Annotated in this window: 18 protein-coding genes; 10 read left to right on the forward strand and 8 right to left on the reverse strand. The window is 72.1% G+C overall.

What is annotated here, in order from left to right:
* Positions 1 to 12 precede the first annotated feature (12 nt).
* Positions 13 to 1134 (forward strand): DUF5937 family protein, encoded by a 1122-nt coding sequence (locus IF09_RS0129355; protein WP_030300705.1) that lies wholly within the window; start codon positions 13 to 15, stop codon positions 1132 to 1134.
* Positions 1135 to 1334: 200 nt separating this feature from the next.
* A complete protein-coding gene (locus IF09_RS0129360) occupies positions 1335 to 2888 on the forward strand; it encodes a M28 family metallopeptidase (RefSeq protein ID WP_030300706.1) in 1554 nt (517 codons plus the stop codon).
* Between the two features lie 90 nt (positions 2889 to 2978).
* On the opposite strand, the gene IF09_RS0129365 is transcribed toward IF09_RS0129360, so the two are convergent.
* A complete protein-coding gene (locus IF09_RS0129365) occupies positions 2979 to 3968 on the reverse strand; it encodes an SAM-dependent methyltransferase (RefSeq protein ID WP_051833073.1) in 990 nt (329 codons plus the stop codon).
* 107 nt (positions 3969 to 4075) lie between these two features.
* Here IF09_RS0129365 and IF09_RS0129370 point away from each other — a divergent pair, with 107 nt between their 5' ends.
* Together IF09_RS0129370 and IF09_RS0129375 are read left to right on the forward strand one after the other, a co-directional pair.
* Positions 4076 to 5278 carry a sensor histidine kinase gene (locus IF09_RS0129370; protein WP_030300708.1) on the forward strand — a complete coding sequence of 401 codons (1203 nt, stop codon included), beginning with the start codon at positions 4076 to 4078 and terminating at the stop codon, positions 5276 to 5278.
* A 17-nt stretch (positions 5279 to 5295) separates the two neighbouring features.
* Positions 5296 to 5964: a response regulator gene (locus tag IF09_RS0129375; protein WP_030300709.1), complete on the forward strand. Its 669-nt coding sequence runs from the start codon at positions 5296 to 5298 to the stop codon at positions 5962 to 5964.
* Between the two features lie 12 nt (positions 5965 to 5976).
* Here the strand turns inward: IF09_RS0129375 and IF09_RS0129380 are convergent, their stop codons facing one another.
* The gene (locus tag IF09_RS0129380) at positions 5977 to 7287 is read right to left on the reverse strand and encodes a PH domain-containing protein (protein WP_030300710.1); all 1311 of its coding nucleotides are present in this window, start codon (positions 7285 to 7287) and stop codon (positions 5977 to 5979) included.
* Positions 7284 to 7775, reverse strand: coding sequence for a PH domain-containing protein (locus IF09_RS0129385; RefSeq protein ID WP_030300711.1), 492 nt, complete (start codon positions 7773 to 7775; stop codon positions 7284 to 7286). Before IF09_RS0129385 ends, IF09_RS0129380 begins: the two co-directional genes overlap by 4 nt.
* Positions 7776 to 7903: 128 nt before the next feature.
* Between IF09_RS0129385 and IF09_RS0129390 the strand changes: the two genes are divergently transcribed.
* The 4 genes from IF09_RS0129390 (at position 7904) to IF09_RS0129405 (ending at position 10782) form a co-directional block, all read left to right on the forward strand.
* A complete protein-coding gene (locus IF09_RS0129390) occupies positions 7904 to 9046 on the forward strand; it encodes an NADH-quinone oxidoreductase subunit D (RefSeq protein ID WP_030300712.1) in 1143 nt (380 codons plus the stop codon).
* Positions 9047 to 9100: 54 nt separating this feature from the next.
* Positions 9101 to 9985: an arylamine N-acetyltransferase family protein gene (locus IF09_RS0129395; protein WP_037636311.1), complete on the forward strand. Its 885-nt coding sequence runs from the start codon at positions 9101 to 9103 to the stop codon at positions 9983 to 9985.
* A gap of 148 nt (positions 9986 to 10133) precedes the next feature.
* The gene (locus IF09_RS0129400) at positions 10134 to 10349 is read left to right on the forward strand and encodes a hypothetical protein (protein ID WP_030300714.1); all 216 of its coding nucleotides are present in this window, start codon (positions 10134 to 10136) and stop codon (positions 10347 to 10349) included.
* 88 nt (positions 10350 to 10437) lie between these two features.
* A complete protein-coding gene (locus IF09_RS0129405; protein WP_030300716.1) occupies positions 10438 to 10782 on the forward strand; it encodes a hypothetical protein in 345 nt (114 codons plus the stop codon).
* Between the two features lie 34 nt (positions 10783 to 10816).
* Here the strand turns inward: IF09_RS0129405 and IF09_RS0129410 are convergent, their stop codons facing one another.
* From IF09_RS0129410 to IF09_RS0129425, 4 genes are all read right to left on the reverse strand, one after another.
* Positions 10817 to 11860, reverse strand: a complete 1044-nt coding sequence (locus tag IF09_RS0129410; RefSeq protein WP_030300718.1) for a hypothetical protein — start codon at positions 11858 to 11860, stop codon at positions 10817 to 10819.
* A 101-nt stretch (positions 11861 to 11961) separates the two neighbouring features.
* Entirely contained in the window at positions 11962 to 12954 is a 993-nt protein-coding gene (locus IF09_RS0129415; protein ID WP_030300720.1) for an ABC transporter substrate-binding protein, read from the reverse strand.
* 74 nt (positions 12955 to 13028) lie between these two features.
* On the reverse strand, positions 13029 to 13694 hold the full coding sequence (locus IF09_RS0129420; protein ID WP_030300722.1) for an ABC transporter permease: 666 nt from the start codon (positions 13692 to 13694) through the stop codon (positions 13029 to 13031).
* Between the two features lie 4 nt (positions 13695 to 13698).
* Complete coding sequence (locus IF09_RS0129425) at positions 13699 to 14430, reverse strand: ABC transporter permease (RefSeq protein WP_030300724.1); 732 nt, start codon at positions 14428 to 14430, stop codon at positions 13699 to 13701.
* A gap of 154 nt (positions 14431 to 14584) precedes the next feature.
* Here IF09_RS0129425 and IF09_RS0129430 point away from each other — a divergent pair, with 154 nt between their 5' ends.
* The gene (locus IF09_RS0129430) at positions 14585 to 15562 is read left to right on the forward strand and encodes an ABC transporter ATP-binding protein (RefSeq protein WP_030300726.1); all 978 of its coding nucleotides are present in this window, start codon (positions 14585 to 14587) and stop codon (positions 15560 to 15562) included.
* Between the two features lie 15 nt (positions 15563 to 15577).
* Here IF09_RS0129430 and IF09_RS0129435 read toward each other — a convergent pair whose 3' ends face one another.
* Positions 15578 to 16687, reverse strand: a complete 1110-nt coding sequence (locus IF09_RS0129435) for an alpha/beta hydrolase (RefSeq protein ID WP_030300728.1) — start codon at positions 16685 to 16687, stop codon at positions 15578 to 15580.
* 152 nt (positions 16688 to 16839) lie between these two features.
* Here IF09_RS0129435 and IF09_RS0129440 point away from each other — a divergent pair, with 152 nt between their 5' ends.
* Positions 16840 to 18699 (forward strand): phosphatidylglycerol lysyltransferase domain-containing protein, encoded by a 1860-nt coding sequence (locus tag IF09_RS0129440; protein ID WP_030300730.1) that lies wholly within the window; start codon positions 16840 to 16842, stop codon positions 18697 to 18699.
* Positions 18700 to 18748 lie beyond the last annotated feature (49 nt).

Raw genomic sequence — 18748 nt, forward strand, 5'->3', positions numbered from 1 at the left:
GAGAATGGGCCGATGAGCGTCACCATCGACATCGCCGGGCTCCCCGCCGGACGCATCCGTTTCGCGCCCTCGCCGCTCTCCGAGCTCTGCATGACGCTGCACGGCCTGTCGCAGCCCGCCCACCACCCCGGTCTGGCTTCGTGGACCACCGCCACCGCGGCCGCGCTCGAGCCCTGCCTCGCGGACCGGCTGCTGGAGGGCGATTTCATGTGGCGCAGCTCCTTCTCCGACATCTTCATGGCCTTCGCGGGCATCCCCGGCGGCAGCGGCCTGCCCGCCGCGACCCTGGCCGAGGAGCTCGACGTACTCGACCGGATGGACGACGAGCGGTTCGTGATGGCCGCCCTGGAGCACTGCTGGCTGGCGCTGTACAACGAGGGCGGCGGGCCCTCCCCGCTGAAGAATCCGCAGGCCCGGGCCAAGGCGCTGGAGACGGCCGCCGCGCGCGGCCCCCGCCAGCTGGACTTCTCGCTGCGGCTGCTGGACGACACGGCTTCCGTACGGGTGTGGCTGCGGCGGCTCCTGGAGGACTGCGACGAGGCGTTCTTCGCGGAGACCTGGCGGCGGATCGAGCCGCAGCAGAGCGCGGACGCCCGGCACAAGACGGAGGTCCTGCGCCGCAAAGGGCTGGCGGCGACGCTGCACGAGGTGTCGCCGGCGCTGAGCGTCGACGAGGCCGCCACGAGGATCACCGTCGACAAGATGGTCCACGGCTCGGCGACCGCGACGGACCCGGAGACAGGCCCCGGCCTGGTCTTCGTGCCGACGAACTTCGGCTGGCCGCATCTGCTGGTGCTGCACGCGCCCGGCTGGATACCGGTGGTCCACTATCCGCTCCGCTCCCCCGAACTGCCCGAGCCCGGCTCGGTGGAGCTGCTCCAGCGGCGGATGGAGGCGCTGGCCCATCCAATGCGGATGATGCTGTGCCGGAGTCTGGCCCGGGCCCCGTACACGACGAGCGAGCTCGCGACCGTGCACGGGATCACGGCGCCGGAGGTGTCGCGGCACCTGTCGGCGCTGAAGAAGGCGGGCCTGCTGCACACCCGGCGCCAAGGGCGGTACGTCCAGCACCAGTTGGATCTGGGCAAAGTCGCCCGGATCGGCTCGGAGTTCATCGAGGGCATCCTGCGCTGAGGCCCTCCCGCGGCACAACAGGGCGGACAGTGGCCGGATTTCCACGGCGCAGATTCACCGATATGCGGAATTCATCAACCGGAAACAGCGAAAGCTCTGGCCAGATCGGCCACCCGGTCTATACCGTGCGTCCACCGTTCCCCCCGCGTACCGCGCACCGCTTCCGTCTGTCTGCTCGTCGTTGTCGTGGAAGGACCTCCATGCCCTCACGCCGTATAGCCGCAGCAACCGCCGCCCTGGCCGCCGCGGCCCTCGTCTCCCCGCTGGTGCTCGCCGGGCCGGCCGGTGCCACCGGCAGCCCGCAGAGCGATGCCGCCCGGGGCGACGCACTGGCCAGGAAACTGGTCAAGGACTCGACCGGCAAAGGTGCCAACAACCACCTGAAGGTCTTCCAGTCCATCGCCGACTACAACAACGGCACCCGCGTGGCCGGTTCCAAGGGCCACGTGCAGTCCGCCCAGTACGTCGAGGCCGTGATGCGGGCGGCCGGCTACAAGGTCTCGAAGAACGAGTTCGAGTTCGTGTACGTCGAGACCGTCGCCGAGACGCTGAAGGTCAACGGCGCGGGCGGGCGCGACGTCCCGATCAAGCTGATGACGTACACGGCGAGCGGCCCGGAGGGCGGGGTGAAGGCGCAGATCGCCGTCGCCCCGGTGGACGCGGACGGCACGAACGGCTGCGAGCCGGGCGACTTCGCCGCGGGCGCCTTCACGGGCAGGATCGCGCTGGTCAAGCGCGGCGGCTGCCCCTTCGCGGTCAAGCAGGCCAACGCGGCGGCGGCCGGCGCGGTCGGCGCGATCATCTACAACAACACCGAGGGCGCCCTCAACGGCACCCTGGGCGCGCCGGACGCGGGCAAGGTCCCGACGGGCGGCGTCACCCGGGCCGAGGGCGAGCGGCTCGCCGCCGAAGCCGCGGCGGGCCCCGTCGAGGTCACCCTCGACATCCGCGAGTTCCGGGAGAACCGCAAGACGTACAACGTCATCGCGGAGACGCGGGGCGGCGACGAGAACAACACCGTCTTCCTCGGCGCGCACCTCGACTCGGTCGCGGCGGGCCCCGGCATCAACGACAACGGTTCCGGCTCGGCCGGCATCCTGCAGGTCGCGCAGCGCCTCGCGAGCAGCCAGAACAAGATCAAGAACAAGGTCAAGTTCGCCTGGTGGTCGGCGGAGGAGTTCGGCCTGCTCGGCTCCGAGGCGTACGTCGGCGGCCTGACGGACGCGCAGAAGAAGCAGATCAAGCTGTACCTGAACTTCGACATGATCGCCTCGCCGAACGCCGCGTACTTCGTCTACGACGGCGACGACTCGGACAAGGTCGGCTCGGGCCCGGGCCCGGAGGGCTCGGCGCAGCTGGAGAAGGGCATCACCGACTTCCTCGACGCGCAGAAGATCCCGCACGAGGGCTCGGACTTCACGGGCCGCTCGGACTACGGCCCGTTCATCGAGGCGGGCATCCCGTCCGGCGGTACGGACACCGGCGCCGAGGGGATCAAGACGGCGGCGCAGGCGGCGAAGTTCGGCGGGCAGGCGGGTGTCGCGTACGACGTGAACTACCACGGCAAGGGCGACGACATCACGAACATCAACCAGAAGGCGCTGGACATCAACGTGGACGTGATCGCGAACGCGGTCGGTCACTACGCCTTCGACCTGGCCCCGCTGACGCAGCCGGTCGCCTCGGCGCCGACCACCGGCGGCAGCAGCGGCGGCGGCCTCCGCCCGGGCCACGACCACGAAGCCACCGAGTAGACGTTCCGCGGCTCCGCCCCCGACCCGGGGCGGAGCCCGGTGAACGGGAGAAGAGCGGGTGGGGGACGGCCCCGCGCAGCGGACTCGGGGTCAGGCCGGCCAGGGGGCGACCCCGACCGGCTGGATCAGCCAGGCGAAGTCGCCGAGCCCGCCGCGGGCGGTGAGTTCCGCCGCCTCGCCGGCGGAGGCGAGGGCCCGGACGTACCCCGCCGGGTCCGTGGAGGCCATCGCCAGCGGGGGGCGGGCCCCCGAGACCCCGAGAAGGCCCAGGGCCTCGCGCTGCGAAACCAGCACCGCCCCCTCCCCCGCGCACGCGTCCATGGCCACGTGAGCCGTCACATCGCACGTACCGTCCGGCACCGCCGCGACCTCCCGCCCCCCGCGAAAGCCCGTCAGGGTGCCGTACGGGGGCCGGGCGTCCAGGACGTGCGCGTAGTCCACGGCCACCGCCAGCCCCCGCTCCACCGAGCGAACGGCAACCGCCCACGCCTCGTCCCGCGCCCGCCCGATCTCCGACCGGCCGGGCCCAGGCCACCACCGCTCCAGCCATGCCCGGTCCGCGCCGGACACCGCCGGCCCGCGGCTCTCCGTACCGGCCCGGTCGACCAGTACGTAGTGCCCGTCCTCCGCCACGTCCAGCGGTACGTTGTCCAGCCACTCGTTCGCGAACAGCAGGCCCCGCGTCCCCGCGGGCGGCTCCGCCACCCACCGGATCCGCGGATCGAGCCCGTCCGGCCGCTCCGCCCGCTCCACCGCCCAGGCCCGCACCCGCGCCGCGACCTCCGCCGGGAGCGCGCCCAGCACGCCGGTCAGCAGCTCCCCCCGCCCCGCCCCGACGTCGACCAGGTCCAGCCCCTGCGGATGCCCGAGCTCGGCGTCCACCCGCTGCAGCAGGCGCGCCACCGCCCCCGCGTACAGCGGCGAGGCGTGCACGGAGGTGCGGAAGTGCCCGGCCGGGCCCGGCCCGCCCCGCCGGACGTAGAACCCGTCCGGCCCGTACAGCGCGGCCTCCATCGCCGTCCGCCACCGGACCGGAACCGGAACCGGAACCGGATCTGCGACTTCTCCCTGAGTGCTCATCCCCGAAAGGTTAAGCTCGGCCTCCACCTTGGGGAGTACACCTCCGTCACACGGATCGCACCTGTGGTTGACTCCAGCACCTATCTCCTTTGCCTACTCTGGGTTACGTGCAGCGCCTCTACGACTTCCTCCGCAGACACCCGACGGGCGTCGACAGCTTCTGGGCTGTCCTCCTCGTCGGGCTAGGGATGCTGCAAGTCGCCGAAGACAGCTTCAGCAGCACCACCGCGCGACTGATCGCCGTTCCCTCGGTGCTCGCGATGGGCGTCGTCGTGGCCCTGCGCCGCAAGTGGACGCTGCCGATGTTCTGGCTCGCCGTCGGCACCGGCGTCTACAAGCTGGTCACCCACACCGAGGTGATCAACTCCGACCTCGCGATGCTGATCATCCTGTACACGGTCGCGGCCTCGGCCGAGATCTCGCGCCGGATGTCCCGTACCGCGCTCGCGATCGGATTCCTCGCCTCCCCCCTCTACGCCCTGCGCTTCCAGGTAGACAAGGGCGACGCGCGCGCCGACTTCCTCTTCACGCTCTTCGCCATCGTCCCGTTCGCCCTCGCCTGGGTGCTCGGCGACTCCCTGCGCACGCGCCGGGCGTACTACGCCCAGCTCGTCGAGCGGAACCAGCGGCTGGAGAAGGAGCGCGAGGCCCAGGCCAAGGTGGCCGTGGCCGCCGAGCGCGCCCGGATCGCCCGCGAGCTGCACGACGTCGTCGCGCACAACGTCTCCGTGATGGTGGTCCAGGCGGACGGCGCCGCGTACGTCATGGACGTGGCCCCCGATCAGGCCAAGGAGGCCCTGCAGACGATCTCCGGCACCGGCCGCCAGGCCCTGGCCGAGATGCGCCGCCTGCTCGGCGTCCTGCGCACCGGGGAGCCCCAGGAGTCCGAGGACTACGTGCCCCAGCCGGACGTCGAGCAGATCGAGGTCCTGGTCGAGCAGGTACGGGCGGCCGGGCTCACGGTGGACTTCGAGGTCGAGGGCGCACCGCGCCGGCTGCCCAGCGGCGTCGAGCTCACCGCGTACCGGATCGTGCAGGAAGCACTGACGAACACCCGCAAGCACGGCGGCCCGGATGCCAGGGCGAGCGTCCGGCTGGTCTACTTCGACGACGGGCTCGGCCTGCTGGTCGAGGACGACGGCCGGGGCGCGGCCCACGAACTGTACGAGGACGGCGGCGCCGACGGCGCCGGGCACGGGCTGATCGGCATGCGCGAGCGGATCGGCATGGTCGGCGGCACCCTGGACGCGGGCCCGCGGCCCGGCGGCGGCTTCCGGATCAGCGCACTGCTCCCGCTCAAGACGAGATGACGAGGTCGAAATAACTGATGTCCATCCGAGTGATGCTGGTCGACGACCAGGTGCTGCTGCGCACGGGCTTCCGGATGGTGCTCGCCGCCCAGCCGGACATGGAGGTCGTCGCCGAGGCCGGCGACGGCCTGGAGGCGCTGGAGGTGCTGCGCTCCACGAAGGTGGACGTGGTGCTCATGGACGTCCGGATGCCGAAGCTCGACGGGGTCGAGGCCACGCGCCGGATCTGCGAGCGCGACGAGCACCCCGACGTGATCATCCTGACCACCTTCGACCTGGACGAGTACGCCTTCTCGGGTCTGAAGGCGGGCGCGAGCGGGTTCATGCTGAAGGACGTGCCGCCGGCGGAGCTGCTGGCCGCGATCCGCTCGGTGCACAGCGGAGACGCGGTGGTGGCCCCGTCCACGACCCGGCGCCTGCTGGACCGCTTCGCGCCGATGCTCCCGACGACCACGCAGGAGCCGCAGAACAAGGAGATCGAGCGGCTGACGGAGCGCGAGCGCGAGGTCATGCTGCTGGTCGCCCAGGGCCTGTCGAACGGCGAGATCGCGGCCCGCCTGGTCCTGTCCGAGGCCACGGTGAAGACGCACGTGGGCCGCATCCTGACCAAGCTGAACCTGCGCGACCGCGTCCAGGTCGTGGTCCTCGCGTACGAGAAGGGCCTGGTCCGCGCGGGCGGCGCCTGACGGCCTGGCCGGTCAGGTCATCCAGCGGTCCGGGCGGGCGTCCGCGCGGGAGGTGCGCGAGCGGGCCGCCTGGGCGTCCAGCAGGCCGGCGGCCTCGGCTGCCGGCCGCAGACGGGCCGTGACCGTGCCGTTCGCGCCGTTGTCCACATGGACGTCCGCCACGCCCCGGGCGCGCTCCCACGGGCCCTGGGTGAGCCGGACGCTCTGCACCTTGGCGTGCGGGACGATCTCCGTACGGCGGCACAGCAGCCCCTTGCGGGCGGCGAACACGTCCGCCGAGACGGCCAGCGCGTACCCCTTCCACCACACCGGAACCACCCACCGCGACCCGGTCTTCGGGGACGGGCCGAAGGCGAGGGCCGCGAGGTCCACACCCGGCAGCACCCGGGCGACGACCGCCTGGGCGGCGGCCCGCGTAGCCACCGGGACCAGGACCTCGTTCTTCGAGCCGGCCACCGCGAGCTCCACCCGCACCCACTCCCGGCGCCGCCAGAGCAGGGGCTCCACGATCCGTACGGTCTGCACCCGCCCCGGCGGTACGGTCTCGTGGGCCCGGTCCAGCAGCCCGTGGTCCAGGCGCAGCCCGTCCGGGGACTCGGCGACCCGCCAGTCGAACTCGGCGAGGAAGCGCCCGGCCGTACCCGCCCAGAGCCCGCCCAGCATGGGCAGCAGGGTGGCGATCGTCGCCCAGGGGTTCCCGCTGAACCACCACACGGCGACGGGGGCGATCAGCCCGGCGGCCAGCGCCGCCCACGCCGAGAGGGTGAGCAGCAGCGACACCGCCAGGTCCGCGGGGCGGACGCGCAGCAGCTCCTGCTGCGGGGCCTCGCCGAGCGCGACGGCCTCGGCGGGGGCGAAGCCGGCGGCCCGGGCCAGCAGCTCGGCGCGCAGCGCCACGGCCTCCCGCTCGTCGAGGAAGGCCAGCTCGTCCTTGTCCTCGGTGCCGATCACGTCCAGCCGCAGCTTGGCGACCCCGGCCACCCGGGCCAGCAACGGCCGGGTCACGTCCACCGCCTGGATCCGGTCGAGCCGGATGTGCGCGGTGCGCCGGAAGAAGAGCCCGCTGCGGATGCGCAGCTCGGTGTCGGTCACCGCGTAGTGGGTGAACCACCAGCTCAGGAACCCGTACAGGCCGAATACCACGACCAGGCCGGCCAAGGTCAGGGCCCGCAGGCCGGCCGGCAGCCCGACCACCCACCGCTCGACCTGTTCGCCCTGCTGGACGACGACGCCGACGGTCGCGGCGATCGGCACCCACGCCCGGCGCAGCGGCGTGAGCACGTGCAGCCGCCGCTCCACGGCGGCCGCGGATTCGGCGGTCACAGGCCCGCCGACCTTGCCTCGCCGAGCTCCGTCAGCCGGTCCCGCAGCCGCTCCGCCTCGGCCGGGACCAGGCCCGGAATCTTGGCGTCCGTGGCCGCGGCCGCCGTGTGCAGCTGTACGGAGGCCAGCCCGAAGCGCCGCTCCAGCGGCCCCGAGGCCACCTCGACCAGCTGCATCCGCCCGTACGGGACCACGGTCTCCTCCCGCCACAGCACGCCCCGGCTGATCAGCAGGTCATCCGCGCGCTCCGCGTACCGCCAGGACCGCCAGTTGCGGCCGAGCAGCACCCATCCCCAGGCCAGGCCCCCGAGCCAGAGCGCCCCCGCGGCCGCCCAGGCCGGGCCCGCCGTCAGCCCCAGCAGCAGGGCCGTCCCTGCCGCGAGCGGCACCGTCCAGATCACCAGCAGCAGCCGGCGCAGGTGGAGCAGCCCGCCCGGCAGCCCCACCCACGCGGGCCGGCTCGTCCCGCCCGCAGTCCCCGTTTCCATGCGTTCAGCGTAGGGGGGTGGCGCGTCGGCCAGGCCGGGCCCGCGGCGCCCGGCACCGAGCCTCCGCGCCTCGCCCTGATCTCCGACCTGACCGACGCGCCACCCCCGGCGGCTGCGAGAATGCGGCCATGACGGAGACCACGGTCGGCATCGGCGGCGCGGCGGAAAGCACCGACATGGTGCTCAACATCGGACCCCAGCACCCTTCCACGCACGGCGTGCTGCGCCTGCGCCTCGTCCTCGACGGCGAGCGGATCGTCAGCGCCGAGCCGGTCGTCGGCTATATGCACCGCGGCGCCGAGAAGCTCTTCGAGGCGCGCGACTACCGGCAGATCGTGATGCTCGCGAACCGCCACGACTGGCTGTCCGCGTTCTCCAACGAGCTCGGCGTGGTCATGGCGGTCGAGCGGATGCTCGGCATGGAGGTCCCCGAACGGGCCGTGTGGATGCGGACCCTTCTCGCCGAGCTGAACCGGGTGCTGAACCACCTGATGTTCCTCGGGTCGTACCCGCTCGAACTGGGCGGAATCACCCCTATCTTCCACGCGTTCCGTGAGCGCGAGGAGCTCCAGGCCGTCATGGAGGAGATCTCCGGCGGCCGCATGCACTACATGTTCAACCGCGTCGGCGGCCTCAAGGAGGACCTCCCGGCCGGCTGGCTCGGCCGGGCGCGCGCGGCGATCGCCGACGTCCGCACCCGCATGGACGTGTACGACAAGCTCGTCCACGGCAACGAGATCTTCCGCGGCCGTACGCGCGGGGTCGGCGTGCTGTCCCCCGAGGCGGTGCACGCGTACGGGGTCTCCGGGCCCATCGCCCGCGCCTCCGGCGTCGACTTCGACCTGCGGCGCGACGAGCCGTACCTGGCGTACGGGGAGCTCCAGGACGTCCTGAAGGTGGTCACCCGCACCGAGGGCGACTGCCTGGCCCGCTTCGAGTGCCTGCTGGACCAGACCCACAACGCGCTCGACCTCGCGGTCGCCTGCCTGGACCGGATGGCCGAGCTGCCGCCCGGGCCGATCAACCAGCGCCTCCCGAAGGTGCTGAAGGCGCCCGAGGGGGCGACGTACGCCTGGACCGAGAACCCCCTCGGCATCAACGGCTACTACCTCGTCTCCAAGGGCGAGAAGACCCCGTACCGGCTGAAGCTGCGCTCCGCCTCGTACAACAACATCCAGGCCCTGTCGGTGCTGCTGCCCGGCCAGCTGGTCGCGGACATGGTGGCGATCCTGGGCTCGCTGTTCTTCGTCGTGGGCGACATCGACAAGTGACACGTCGCGGGAACTCCCGTGATGGCGCGGGAGTTTTCTGCTTAGGGTGCGGGGATGACCCCTGGCGTACACGACGGCTACCTGCGGCGGCTCGGCTTCCCGCAGCAGCCCGGACCCACCGTGGAGGCGCTCTTCGCGCTCCAGCGCGCCCACCTCGAGCGCATCCCGTACGAGAACCTCGACATCCAGCTCGGCCGGCCGCCCGGCATCGACCCCGAGCTGTCCGCACGCCGCTTCGCGGCCGGGCGCGGCGGGTACTGCTTCCACCTCAACGGCGCCTTCGCGCTGCTCCTGGAGTCCCTCGGCTTCGAGGTGACCCGGCACCTCGCGGGCGTCCTCGGGGCGGCGGAGCGCGAGCGCCGCGACGTCAGCGGCGACCACCTCGCGCTGACCGTCCGGGTCGGGGGCGAGGAGTACTTCGTCGACGCCGGGCTCGGGGACGGCCCGTACGAGCCGCTGCCGCTGCGCGCCGGCATGCACCGGCAGGGGGAGTTCACCTACGGGCTGGGCCCGCTGAGGGGGGACGCGCCCGGCTGGAGGTACGTCAACGAGGCGAGCCCCTGCCCGGTGGTCAACATCCTCTCGGCTCCGGCGGCGACGGCCGATTTCCAGGCCACGCACGTACGGCTGTCGACCTCCCCGGACTCCGGTTTCGTACGGACCCTCGCGCTGCTGCGGCGCGACGCGCACGGGGTCGACGCGCTGCGGGGGCGGGTGCTGAGCCGCACCGATCCCGTGAAGGGGACGAGCGAGCGGATCCTGGACACGCCCGGGGAGTTCTGGGCGGTGGTGGGCGGGCTCTTCGAGCGGCAGCTCGACGATCTGACGGCAGCAGACCGGGCGGCGCTGTGGGACCGGGTGTGCGCGGCCCACGAGAAGTGGCTGGCCGACCGGGCGGAGGCGGGTACGGCTGCCCGGGGCGCGGGCTCCGGCAGCTGACGGCGGCGCCGATGCCGGTGCTCACGTCGGCGCCGGCGGCAGAGCGCACGGCAGTGCCGGCGGCAGTGCACACGGCGGTGCCGGCGGCGGTGCCGGCGGCGGTGCCGGCGGCGGTGCCGATGTCATTGCGGGAGTGCAGACTTGGGGCATGTCCCACTCCCCCAGACGGGCCTGCCCCGCATGCGGGCGCGACTGCGCCGTGACCGCCGGCCGGATCTCCCGCCACGACCCTCCCGCCGGGCGGGGCCGCGGCGACCTGGTGTCCTGCCCCGGATCCCGGGCGCGGGTGGTGCTCGGCGCATCGGCGCCGGCGCTGGACGGCTTCGTCCTGTCGGAACTGCCGGGTCAGCTGCCGCTGTTCTGAACGCCCGGCCCGGCCTGAGTACGCCGGTCCCGCCGATCTGAGTACCCGCGCGGATCCCCCGTACCGGCCGCGCCGACAGGATGGCGGCATGTCCTGGAACCCGCAGACCGCCCTCCTCGCCCCCACCCCCGAACCGCCGGCCGAAGCCGCCGCCCGGCGCGTCCGCAGGAACGCGGGGATCGCCGCCCTCCTGCTCCTGCCCGCCCTGGTGGCCGCGAAGGTCCTCGTACTGTCGACCGAGGCCGGCGGCCGCTGCCTGATGCAGGGCGGCTGCCGGCCGTTCCCCGGGGAGGTGTTCCTCGCGCTGCTCGCCGCGGTCGTGGCGTCCTGCGTGGTGGTGCAGTCCGCGCCCCGCAGGTTCCAGAAGCGCGCCCTCACGGCCCAGTTGGCCCTGGAGGCCCTGGCCGTCCTCACGGTCCTGGCCTACCCCTGAGCCCCGCCGCCCGGCGGCCCCACGGGCGGACCGGCTAGGAGATGGCCGTGCGCAGCCGGACGACGTCGATCGGCTCGGTCTCGTCGTGCGCCGTCAGGTCGATGACCTGGCCCACCGCGCGCTGCTCGGGGGTGGCCGGCTTGAAGCCCTGCTCCTTGACCGGCGGCTCGGCGGCGGCCCGGGCCGACTCCGCCTTGTGGACCTCGAGGGCCTCCGCGCCGACCACGTCGGCCAGGTCCTCGTTCTGGACCGATTCGATCACCGCTCGGGCCTGGGCCGCGGTCTTGGTGCCGAAGAAGTCGAAGCCGCCCTCGACGCGGGACGCCGAGCGGCGTACGGCCGAGTACGGGGCCACCGCCGCGGCCGGCCGGCGCGCCGGGACCGCCGCCGGAGCGCCCGTGGCGCCGTCCGTACGGGAGGGCGGTCCACCGGCCTCCAGGGCCCTGGGCTCGGCGCCCCGGCCCTCCAGCACCTTCGGCTGGGCCGGGTCCGCCTCGGCCTTGCGGGCGAGGGCCTTCATGGCCGCATGGGCCCGGGCGTAGCCGACGCTGGTGGGAGCGCCGCTCGACGTGCGCTCCTCGGAGACCGCCGGGAGCTCCTTGGGTGCCGCCGCCGGGGCCGCGGAGGCCTCGATGGCGAGCAGCCGGCGGCCCTCCAGGGCGCTGGCCCGCTCGGTCTCGGCGGTCGCGTACCGCCGCAGCAGCGCCGCGTGCTCGCCGCGCAGCCCCGCGAGTTCGACCCGCTTGGCGCGCAGCTTCGCGTCGAGCTTGGCGCGCAGCGCCCGGGCCTCTTCGAGGTCGGACTCGAGCTCGGCTATCCGCTCCTCGGTCTTCCACTCGTCCTTGACCCGTTCGCGCGCGAGTTCCGCGACGCGGCGCCCGGCCGAGCGGTCCCAGGCGCGCATGACGACGGCGCCGGCCACGCCCGCGGCCGCCGTCAGGGCCACGAGCAGGCGTAGCGGCAAAGGTTCCGCGATCAGCCAGGCCACGGCCGCACTGGCGACGGAGACTCCGGCCACGGTCGTCGGCGTGAGCAGCCGGTGCAGGGGTTCGGGATTGCGGTGGCGTCCACGGGGCATGGCCTGAAATTTACAGGGCGTGGGGGTCCAGTGGGGTAACTGCCCGGCAATCTGTGGCCGGGCAGTTACCCGTCATTTCTCCACCAAACCCGTCACTACTCCTACTTCGTCAGGCCCTTCGCCTTCAGATAGGCCTTCGCGACATCCGCCGGCTTCTCGCGCTGCGCGTCCACCTTCTTGTTCAGCTCGACGAGGTCGGCGGTCGTCAGGACCTTGGTCAGCTTGTCGAGGGCCGCCGCGATCTCCGGGGATCCCGCGTCCTTGGCGTTGACCACCGCCAGGACGTTGTCGGCGTTCTGGAGCTTCTTGTCGTCCTCCAGCAGGACCAGCCCGAAGCTGTCGAGCGTGGCGTCCGTGGTCGTGGTGAGCGCCAGCTGGTCGACGCCGTCCTTGACCGCCTGCTTGGCCTGCGGGGTGCCGACGCCCTTCGGGTCGATCCCGGAAACGTCGATTCCGTACGCCTTCTTCAACCCGGGCGCGCAGAAGGGCCGTACGGCGCATTCGTCACCCGCCGCGATCTTCACCTTCAGACCCGACTTGCCAAGATCGGAAAGAGTCTTCAGGTTGTTCTTCTGGGCGAATTCCTTCGATACCGCGAACGCGTTCTGGTCTACCGCCGGGCCCGCCGGCAGCACCTTCAGGCCGAGCGGGGCCGCCAGCTTCTCCAGCCCCGCGACCGTCGCCGCCACGTCGCTCGACGCGACGGGCTTCTCCTCCGGCGCCTTCGGCCCGTTCACCTTGGCGTTGAGGAACTCCGCGAGGGTGGCCGCGTACTCCGGGACGACGTCGATCTCGCCCTTCTCCAGCGAGGGCTCGTACAGCTCCCGGTTGTTCACCGTGGTGATCGAGGTGCCGTAGCCCGCGTCCTTGAGCACCTGCGCGTACAGCTCCGCCAGCACGCTGGACTCGGTGAACCCGGCCGCACCGATCACGACCTTGCCCTTGCCGGAGCCGGAACCCGGGTCCGAGGGCGCGGACGCGGCTGCACCGCTGTCCTTGCTCTTCTCCAGGCTGTCTCCGCCGCACGCCGTGAGCGAGGCGGTCAGGGCCACCGCCCCCAGTACGGCGCCGAGGACGCGCGTGGACTTGCTCATCTTTGCTCCTCCAAGGGAGTGGGAACGACAAAGGACGGACAGCGAAGGGAAACGCCGGCGGGCCGGCCGGAGGGTCAGCGCGCCGCCGGACGCGTCAACAGCCGGTCGGCCGCCACCAGGGCGCCCTCGACCAGCAGGGCGAGCGCCGCCACCAGCAGGGCCCCCGCGACGACCTGTGGGGTGTTGTACGTGTTGAAGCCGGCGGTGATGATCCGGCCGAGGCCGCCCTGGCCGACCATGGCCGCGATCGTGGCCGTGGCGATGACCTGGACGGCGCCCGAGCGCAGCCCGGTCATCACCAGCTGCCGCGCGAGCGGCAGTTCCACCCGCCAGAAGAGCTGGCCGCCGGACATGCCCATGCCCCGGGCGGCCTCCACCACCGAGCGGTCCACCTCCCGCATGCCGACGTACGCATTGGTCAGCAGCGGCGGGACGGCGAAGAGCACGAGGGCGGCGATGGTGGGCAGATAACCCGCGCTGCGCAGTGGCGAGACCATGAACAGGGCCAGCACCGCGAAGACGGGCACGGCCCGCCCGGCGTTGGACACGTTGACGGCGAGCGCCCCGCCCTTGCCGATGTGGCCGAGCCACAGGCCGACCGGGAGGGCCACCGCGCAGGCGATGGCGAGGGAGATCCCGCTGACGTATGCGTGCTCGCCGAGCCGGTGCCACACGCCGTTCTCCCCGGCCCAGTTGGCCCCGTTCGCCAGCCAGTCCCAGGCCTGTTCCATCACGCCCATCGCCTCATGCCCCCTTCGCCGTCCGCGTCAGGCGCGCGGCCCGGCCCGCCCGCTCCGTCCGCGCCGGCCGCGCCGCCCGGGTCCACGGCGTGAGCAGCCGCTGCAGGCCGAGCAGCAGCAGGTCCGCCACCAGCGCGAGCAGCACGCACAGCACGGAGGCGGTGAGCACCTGGGCCTTGAAGGAGCTGTTGACCGCCGGTGCGATGAGGTTGCCGAGGCCGCCCTTGCCGACGATGGAGCCGACGGTGGTCAGCGCCACCGTGGACACCGTGGCGATCCGCACGCCGGCGAGCAGCGCGGGCAGCGCGAGCGGCAGTTCGACCTGCCACAGCAGCCGCGCGGGCCCGTAGCCCATCCCGCGCGCGGCCTCCCGTACCTCCTCGGGGACGGCTTCCAGGCCGGCCATCGCATTGCGGACCAGGATGGTCAGCGAGTACAGCACCAGACCGGTCACCACGAGCGAGGCCGACAGCCCGAACAGCGGCAGCAGCAGCGAGAACATGGCGAGCGAGGGGACCGTGTAGAGCAGGGTGGTCAGGCCCAGCACGGGCGCGGCCCAGCGCCGGCCGCGGCGGGCCAGCAGGGCCAGCGGGAGGGAGACGGCGAGGCCTATGAGCACCGACACGCCCGTGATCCACACATGTTGGACCGTGGCGTCGGTGAGCTCCGGGGAGCGGGACGTGACGTAGTCCCAGCAGATCCAGTCGTTCTCCACCAGGCAGTTCTGCCCGGCCATGCCCTCACCCCCCTGCCTCCGCTGCGTACACCCGTCCGAACGGGGTCGGTCAAGAGCGACCCTAACCCCCTGCGCGGACAATGGCCGGAAAGCTTCGCACCGGGGTCATGCTCCCGTCACAAACAACCCGCAGTGTGTGGGGGAGGATGGGCAGGTGATCCGATTCGAGCATGTGACCAAGCGCTACCCCGACGGGACCACGGCCGTCGAGGACCTGTCCTTCGAGGTGGCGGAAGGCGAGCTGGTCACCCTCGTGGGCCCGTCCGGGTGCGGCAAGACCACCACGATGAAGATGGTCAACCGGCTCATCGAGCCGACCTCCGGCCGGATCCTGCTCGGCGGCGAGGACATCGCGAACGCCGATCCGGTCGAGCTGCGCCGGCACATCGGGTACGTCATCCAGCAGGTCGGGCTGTTCCCGCACAAGACGGTGCTGGAGAACACCGCGACCGTGCCCCAGCTGATCGGCACCCCCAAGGCCAAGGCCCGCGCCCGGGCGGCCGAGCTCCTCGAACTCGTGGGCCTGGACCCGGCCGTGTACGGGGGCCGGTATCCGGAACAGCTCTCCGGCGGGCAGCGCCAGCGCGTCGGCGTCGCGCGCGCCCTCGCGGCCGATCCGCCGGTGCTGCTGATGGACGAGCCGTTCGGGGCGGTGGATCCGGTGGTCCGCGAACGCCTCCAGAACGAGTTCCTGGCGCTGCAGAAGACGGTGCGCAAAACCATCCTGCTGGTCACGCACGACCTGGAGGAAGCGGTCCGGCTCGGCGACCGCATCGCCGTCTACGGCGCGGGCTCCATCGAGCAGTTCGCCCGCCCGGCCGCGGTGCTGGGTGCGCCGGCCACCGCGTACGTGGCCTCCTTCGTCGGCGCGGACCGGGGCCTGAAGCGGCTCGCGGTCACCCCCGTGGGGCAGGCCGACCTGGCGGAGGCCGACGGGAAAGCCCCCACCGCCGAAGTGGCGCTGGGGGCGAGTCTGCGCGAGGCACTCGCGCTGCTGCTGCAGGAGGACTCCGGCCGGATCGGGGTCACGGACCCGGACACCGGCGCGCTGGTCGGCGTACTGACCCCGGAGGGCGTCCACCGGGCCCTGCGCCGGGCCCAACTGCAAGAAGTCCAGGGGCAGGAGGCCTGACCCGGGGACTGCGGGTCAGGCCTGGATGCGGTTGCTCATCCACACCAGCATCGGCGGGATCTCGCGGCGCCACGTGTTGAAGTTGTGGCCGCCGCTGTCGAGGATGATCGAGGAGACCCGGTCCGGGCCCTTGACCAGCTTGATGAACTTCTTGGTGTCGCCGAGGTTCGGCTCCCCCTGCTCGCTGCTGGTGACCAGGAAGGACGTACCCGACGGCTGCTTGTGCTCGATGCTGTGCAGGACGTCCGCACGCTTCTTCAACTTGTCGTCGCCCTGGAACAGGTTGCCGGTCGTCGCGTCGTTCGCGGCGTCGTAGTACGCGGACAGACCCGCGGCGGCGCCGAAGGTCTGCGGGTAGTGCGCGGCGATCTTCAGGGCGCAGTAGCCGCCCGTGGAGTTGCCGATGAAGCCCATGTTCTGCGGCTTCTTGCCGACCCGGAAGGTGTCCTGGATGGCCTGCGGCAGGTCCTGGCCGAAGAAGGTCTCGGTCTGCGGTCCGCCGGGTATGTCCACGCACTCGGTGTCACGCGGCGGCGCGATCGTCGGGCGCAGCATCACCAGGATCATCGGCTTCATCTTGCCCGCCTTGGCCTGCTTGAAGGCCGTCATCGGGTAGTTCAGCCCTTTGATCAGGTTCTCGGCGGTGCCCGGATACCCCGTCAGCACGATGGAGGCCGGAAAGTTCTTGTCCTTGTGCTGCGGCTGGAAGTACTCCGGCGGCAGCCACACGTACCCGGGGCTCGTTATTTTCGACTTCTGCCCGGTTATGGCAACCTTCAGGATCTGTCCGCCCACCTGGGGCTGGGCGCCGCCCGGCACGTCGAGCTTCTGCTTGTCGACGACCTTGATGTCCTTGCTGCTCATCGAGTGGTCCACGACCTTGCCGACAGATGTCTGCTGGCCGAACAGGTCCGCCCACGAGCCGTAGAAGGAGAAGGACTTGTTCGCCGCCAGGCCGACGGCCGAGAACAGCGCCAGCTGGGTCGCGAGCAGGAGGCCGATCCGGCCGAGCAGCGCACGCCAGGTGCGGCCCGAGAGCCGGGGCCAGAACCACACCGTGGCTGCGAACAGCAGCACACCGGCGACGATGGCCAGCGCCAGAACCGTATTACTGGTGAGACCCATGAGCAGTCAGTCGACTTTCTGATGGCAGGACTAGTTTTTCTCGGCGGAAGAGTGAACCCGCTGGACCCGGATGTCGTCCTAGTGGACGCACCACACTCCGGAGGCTGTCGCGGCCTTCGGCCACATGATCTCTCGCGGAGCAACGGGAAGCGATGTCTAGCAGGATAGATGGCGATAAGTCGGGACAGGTTCCGAAGCAGGTCCGCCGAATCTTCCGCGGCCCACGACCGGAGACGGTGCCCGGCCTGGTAGGTACGGCCGTCATGATCGTCGGCCTTCTGGACATCGCGGCGGGCGTGTTCCCGCGGTTCCGGCACAGCCGGTTCCACGCGGTCACCGAGGTGCTGCCCGGTTCGCTGGGCCCGTTCGCAGCCGCCCTCGCCCTCAGCGCGGGCGTCCTGCTGCTCCTGCTCGCCCACGGCCTCAAGCGCCGCAAGCGCCGTGCCTGGCGGGCCGCCGTCGTCCTGCTCCCGGCGGGCGCCGTGGCGCAGTTCACGTACCGGCACTCCGTCATCGGAGTCGTCATCGCGGCGGTCCTCCTCGGGCTGATCCTGCGGCACCAGAGTGAATTCAAGGCGCTGCCGGACCCGCGCAGCCGCTGGAAGGCGCTCGCCAACTTCGTGCTGATGAGCGCGGGCTCCATCGGCCTCGGTCTGGTCATCGTCAACTCCCACCCGGGCCGCGTCGTCGGCCATCCGGGTATTTACGAGCAGATCAGCCACGTCGTGTACGGCCTCTTCGGCTTCGAGGGCCCCGTCGACTACGCCGGCCGCGTGTCCTGGACCGTGGGCTACTCCCTCGGCGCCCTCGGCATGCTGACCGCGCTCACCACCATCTACCTGGCCTTCCGCCCCGAGCACCCGGCCGCCCAACTCACCGCCGACGACGAGCTCAAGCTCCGCGAGCTGCTCGCCAAGCACGGCGGCCGCGACTCGCTCGGCCACTTCGCGCTCCGCCGCGACAAGGCCGTCGTCTTCTCCCCCAGCGGCAAGGCCGCCGTCACCTACCGCGTCGTCTCCGGCGTGATGCTCGCCTCCGGCGACCCCATCGGCGACGTCGAGGCCTGGCCCGGCGCCATCGAGCGGTTCATGGAGGAGGCCAAGGCCCACTCCTGGACCCCGGCCGTCATGGGCTGCAGCGAGACCGGCGGCGAGGTGTGGACCCGCGAGACCGGTCTGGACGCCCTGGAGCTCGGCGACGAGGCGATCGTCGACGTCAAAGACTTCTCCCTCTCCGGACGGGCCATGCGCAACGTCCGCCAGATGGTGAAGCGCATCGAGCGCAACGGCTACACCACCAAGGTCCGCCGGGTCAGCGAGCTGACCGACGAGGAGCTGGAGCAGGTACGGGGCGCCGCCGACGCCTGGCGCGGCACCGACACCGAGCGCGGCTTCTCCATGGCCCTCGGCCGCGTCGGCGACCCGGGCGACGGCGACTGCTACATCGCCACCGCCCACCGCGTGGAGGAGGGCGACGCCAGCCCGTTCGGCGACCTCAAGGCCGTCCTGCACTTCGTCCCCTGGGGCAAGGACGGCATGTCGCTGGAGCTGATGCGCCGCGACCGCGCCGCCGATCCCGGCATGAACGAGCTGCTGATCGTCGCCTCCCTGGAGGCCTCGCCGTCCCTCGGCATCGAGAAGGTCTCGCTGAACTTCGCGATGTTCCGCTCGGCCCTGGCCCGCGGCGAGAAGATCGGCGCAGGACCGGTCCTGCGGATGTGGCGCAGCCTGCTGGTGTTCCTGTCGCGCTGGTTCCAGATCGAGTCGCTGTACAAGTTCAACGCCAAGTTCAAGCCCCGCTGGGAGCCCCGCTTCGTGGTCTTCCGCACCACCCGCGACCTGCCCCGCATCGGCTTCGCCGCGATGCAGGCCGAGGGCTTCGTCACGCTGGCCCTGCCCCGGCTGTTCGCCAGCCGGCGCCGCCCCAAGCCGGTCCGCACCTGCGCCCACACGCACCTGACCGCGAAGGTCCCGGCCCAGGTTCAGCCCGAACGCGAGGTCCAGGTCGCCTGACCCCCGGCCCGGGCCCCCGCGCCCCGGCCCCCCGGAGCCCGGCCCGCCG

The sequence above is a fragment of the Streptomyces katrae genome (assembly GCF_000717655.1).
Lineage (GTDB): Bacteria > Actinomycetota > Actinomycetes > Streptomycetales > Streptomycetaceae > Streptomyces > Streptomyces katrae_B.

Bases quoted from the DNA above. Each gene is read 5' to 3' on its own strand.
- IF09_RS0129355 (WP_030300705.1), top strand. From the start codon at position 13: ATGAGCGTCACCATCGACATCGCCGGGCTCCCCGCCGGACGCATCCGT.
- IF09_RS0129360 (WP_030300706.1), top strand. From the start codon at position 1,335: ATGCCCTCACGCCGTATAGCCGCAGCAACCGCCGCCCTGGCCGCCGCG.
- IF09_RS0129365 (WP_051833073.1), bottom strand. From the start codon at position 3,968: ATGAGCACTCAGGGAGAAGTCGCAGATCCGGTTCCGGTTCCGGTTCCG.
- IF09_RS0129375 (WP_030300709.1), top strand. From the start codon at position 5,296: ATGTCCATCCGAGTGATGCTGGTCGACGACCAGGTGCTGCTGCGCACG.
- IF09_RS0129385 (WP_030300711.1), bottom strand. From the start codon at position 7,775: ATGGAAACGGGGACTGCGGGCGGGACGAGCCGGCCCGCGTGGGTGGGG.
- IF09_RS0129390 (WP_030300712.1), top strand. From the start codon at position 7,904: ATGACGGAGACCACGGTCGGCATCGGCGGCGCGGCGGAAAGCACCGAC.
- IF09_RS0129395 (WP_037636311.1), top strand. From the start codon at position 9,101: ATGACCCCTGGCGTACACGACGGCTACCTGCGGCGGCTCGGCTTCCCG.
- IF09_RS0129400 (WP_030300714.1), top strand. From the start codon at position 10,134: ATGTCCCACTCCCCCAGACGGGCCTGCCCCGCATGCGGGCGCGACTGC.
- IF09_RS0129405 (WP_030300716.1), top strand. From the start codon at position 10,438: ATGTCCTGGAACCCGCAGACCGCCCTCCTCGCCCCCACCCCCGAACCG.
- IF09_RS0129410 (WP_030300718.1), bottom strand. From the start codon at position 11,860: ATGCCCCGTGGACGCCACCGCAATCCCGAACCCCTGCACCGGCTGCTC.
- IF09_RS0129415 (WP_030300720.1), bottom strand. From the start codon at position 12,954: ATGAGCAAGTCCACGCGCGTCCTCGGCGCCGTACTGGGGGCGGTGGCC.
- IF09_RS0129420 (WP_030300722.1), bottom strand. From the start codon at position 13,694: ATGGGCGTGATGGAACAGGCCTGGGACTGGCTGGCGAACGGGGCCAAC.
- IF09_RS0129425 (WP_030300724.1), bottom strand. From the start codon at position 14,430: ATGGCCGGGCAGAACTGCCTGGTGGAGAACGACTGGATCTGCTGGGAC.
- IF09_RS0129435 (WP_030300728.1), bottom strand. From the start codon at position 16,687: ATGGGTCTCACCAGTAATACGGTTCTGGCGCTGGCCATCGTCGCCGGT.
- IF09_RS0129440 (WP_030300730.1), top strand. From the start codon at position 16,840: ATGTCTAGCAGGATAGATGGCGATAAGTCGGGACAGGTTCCGAAGCAG.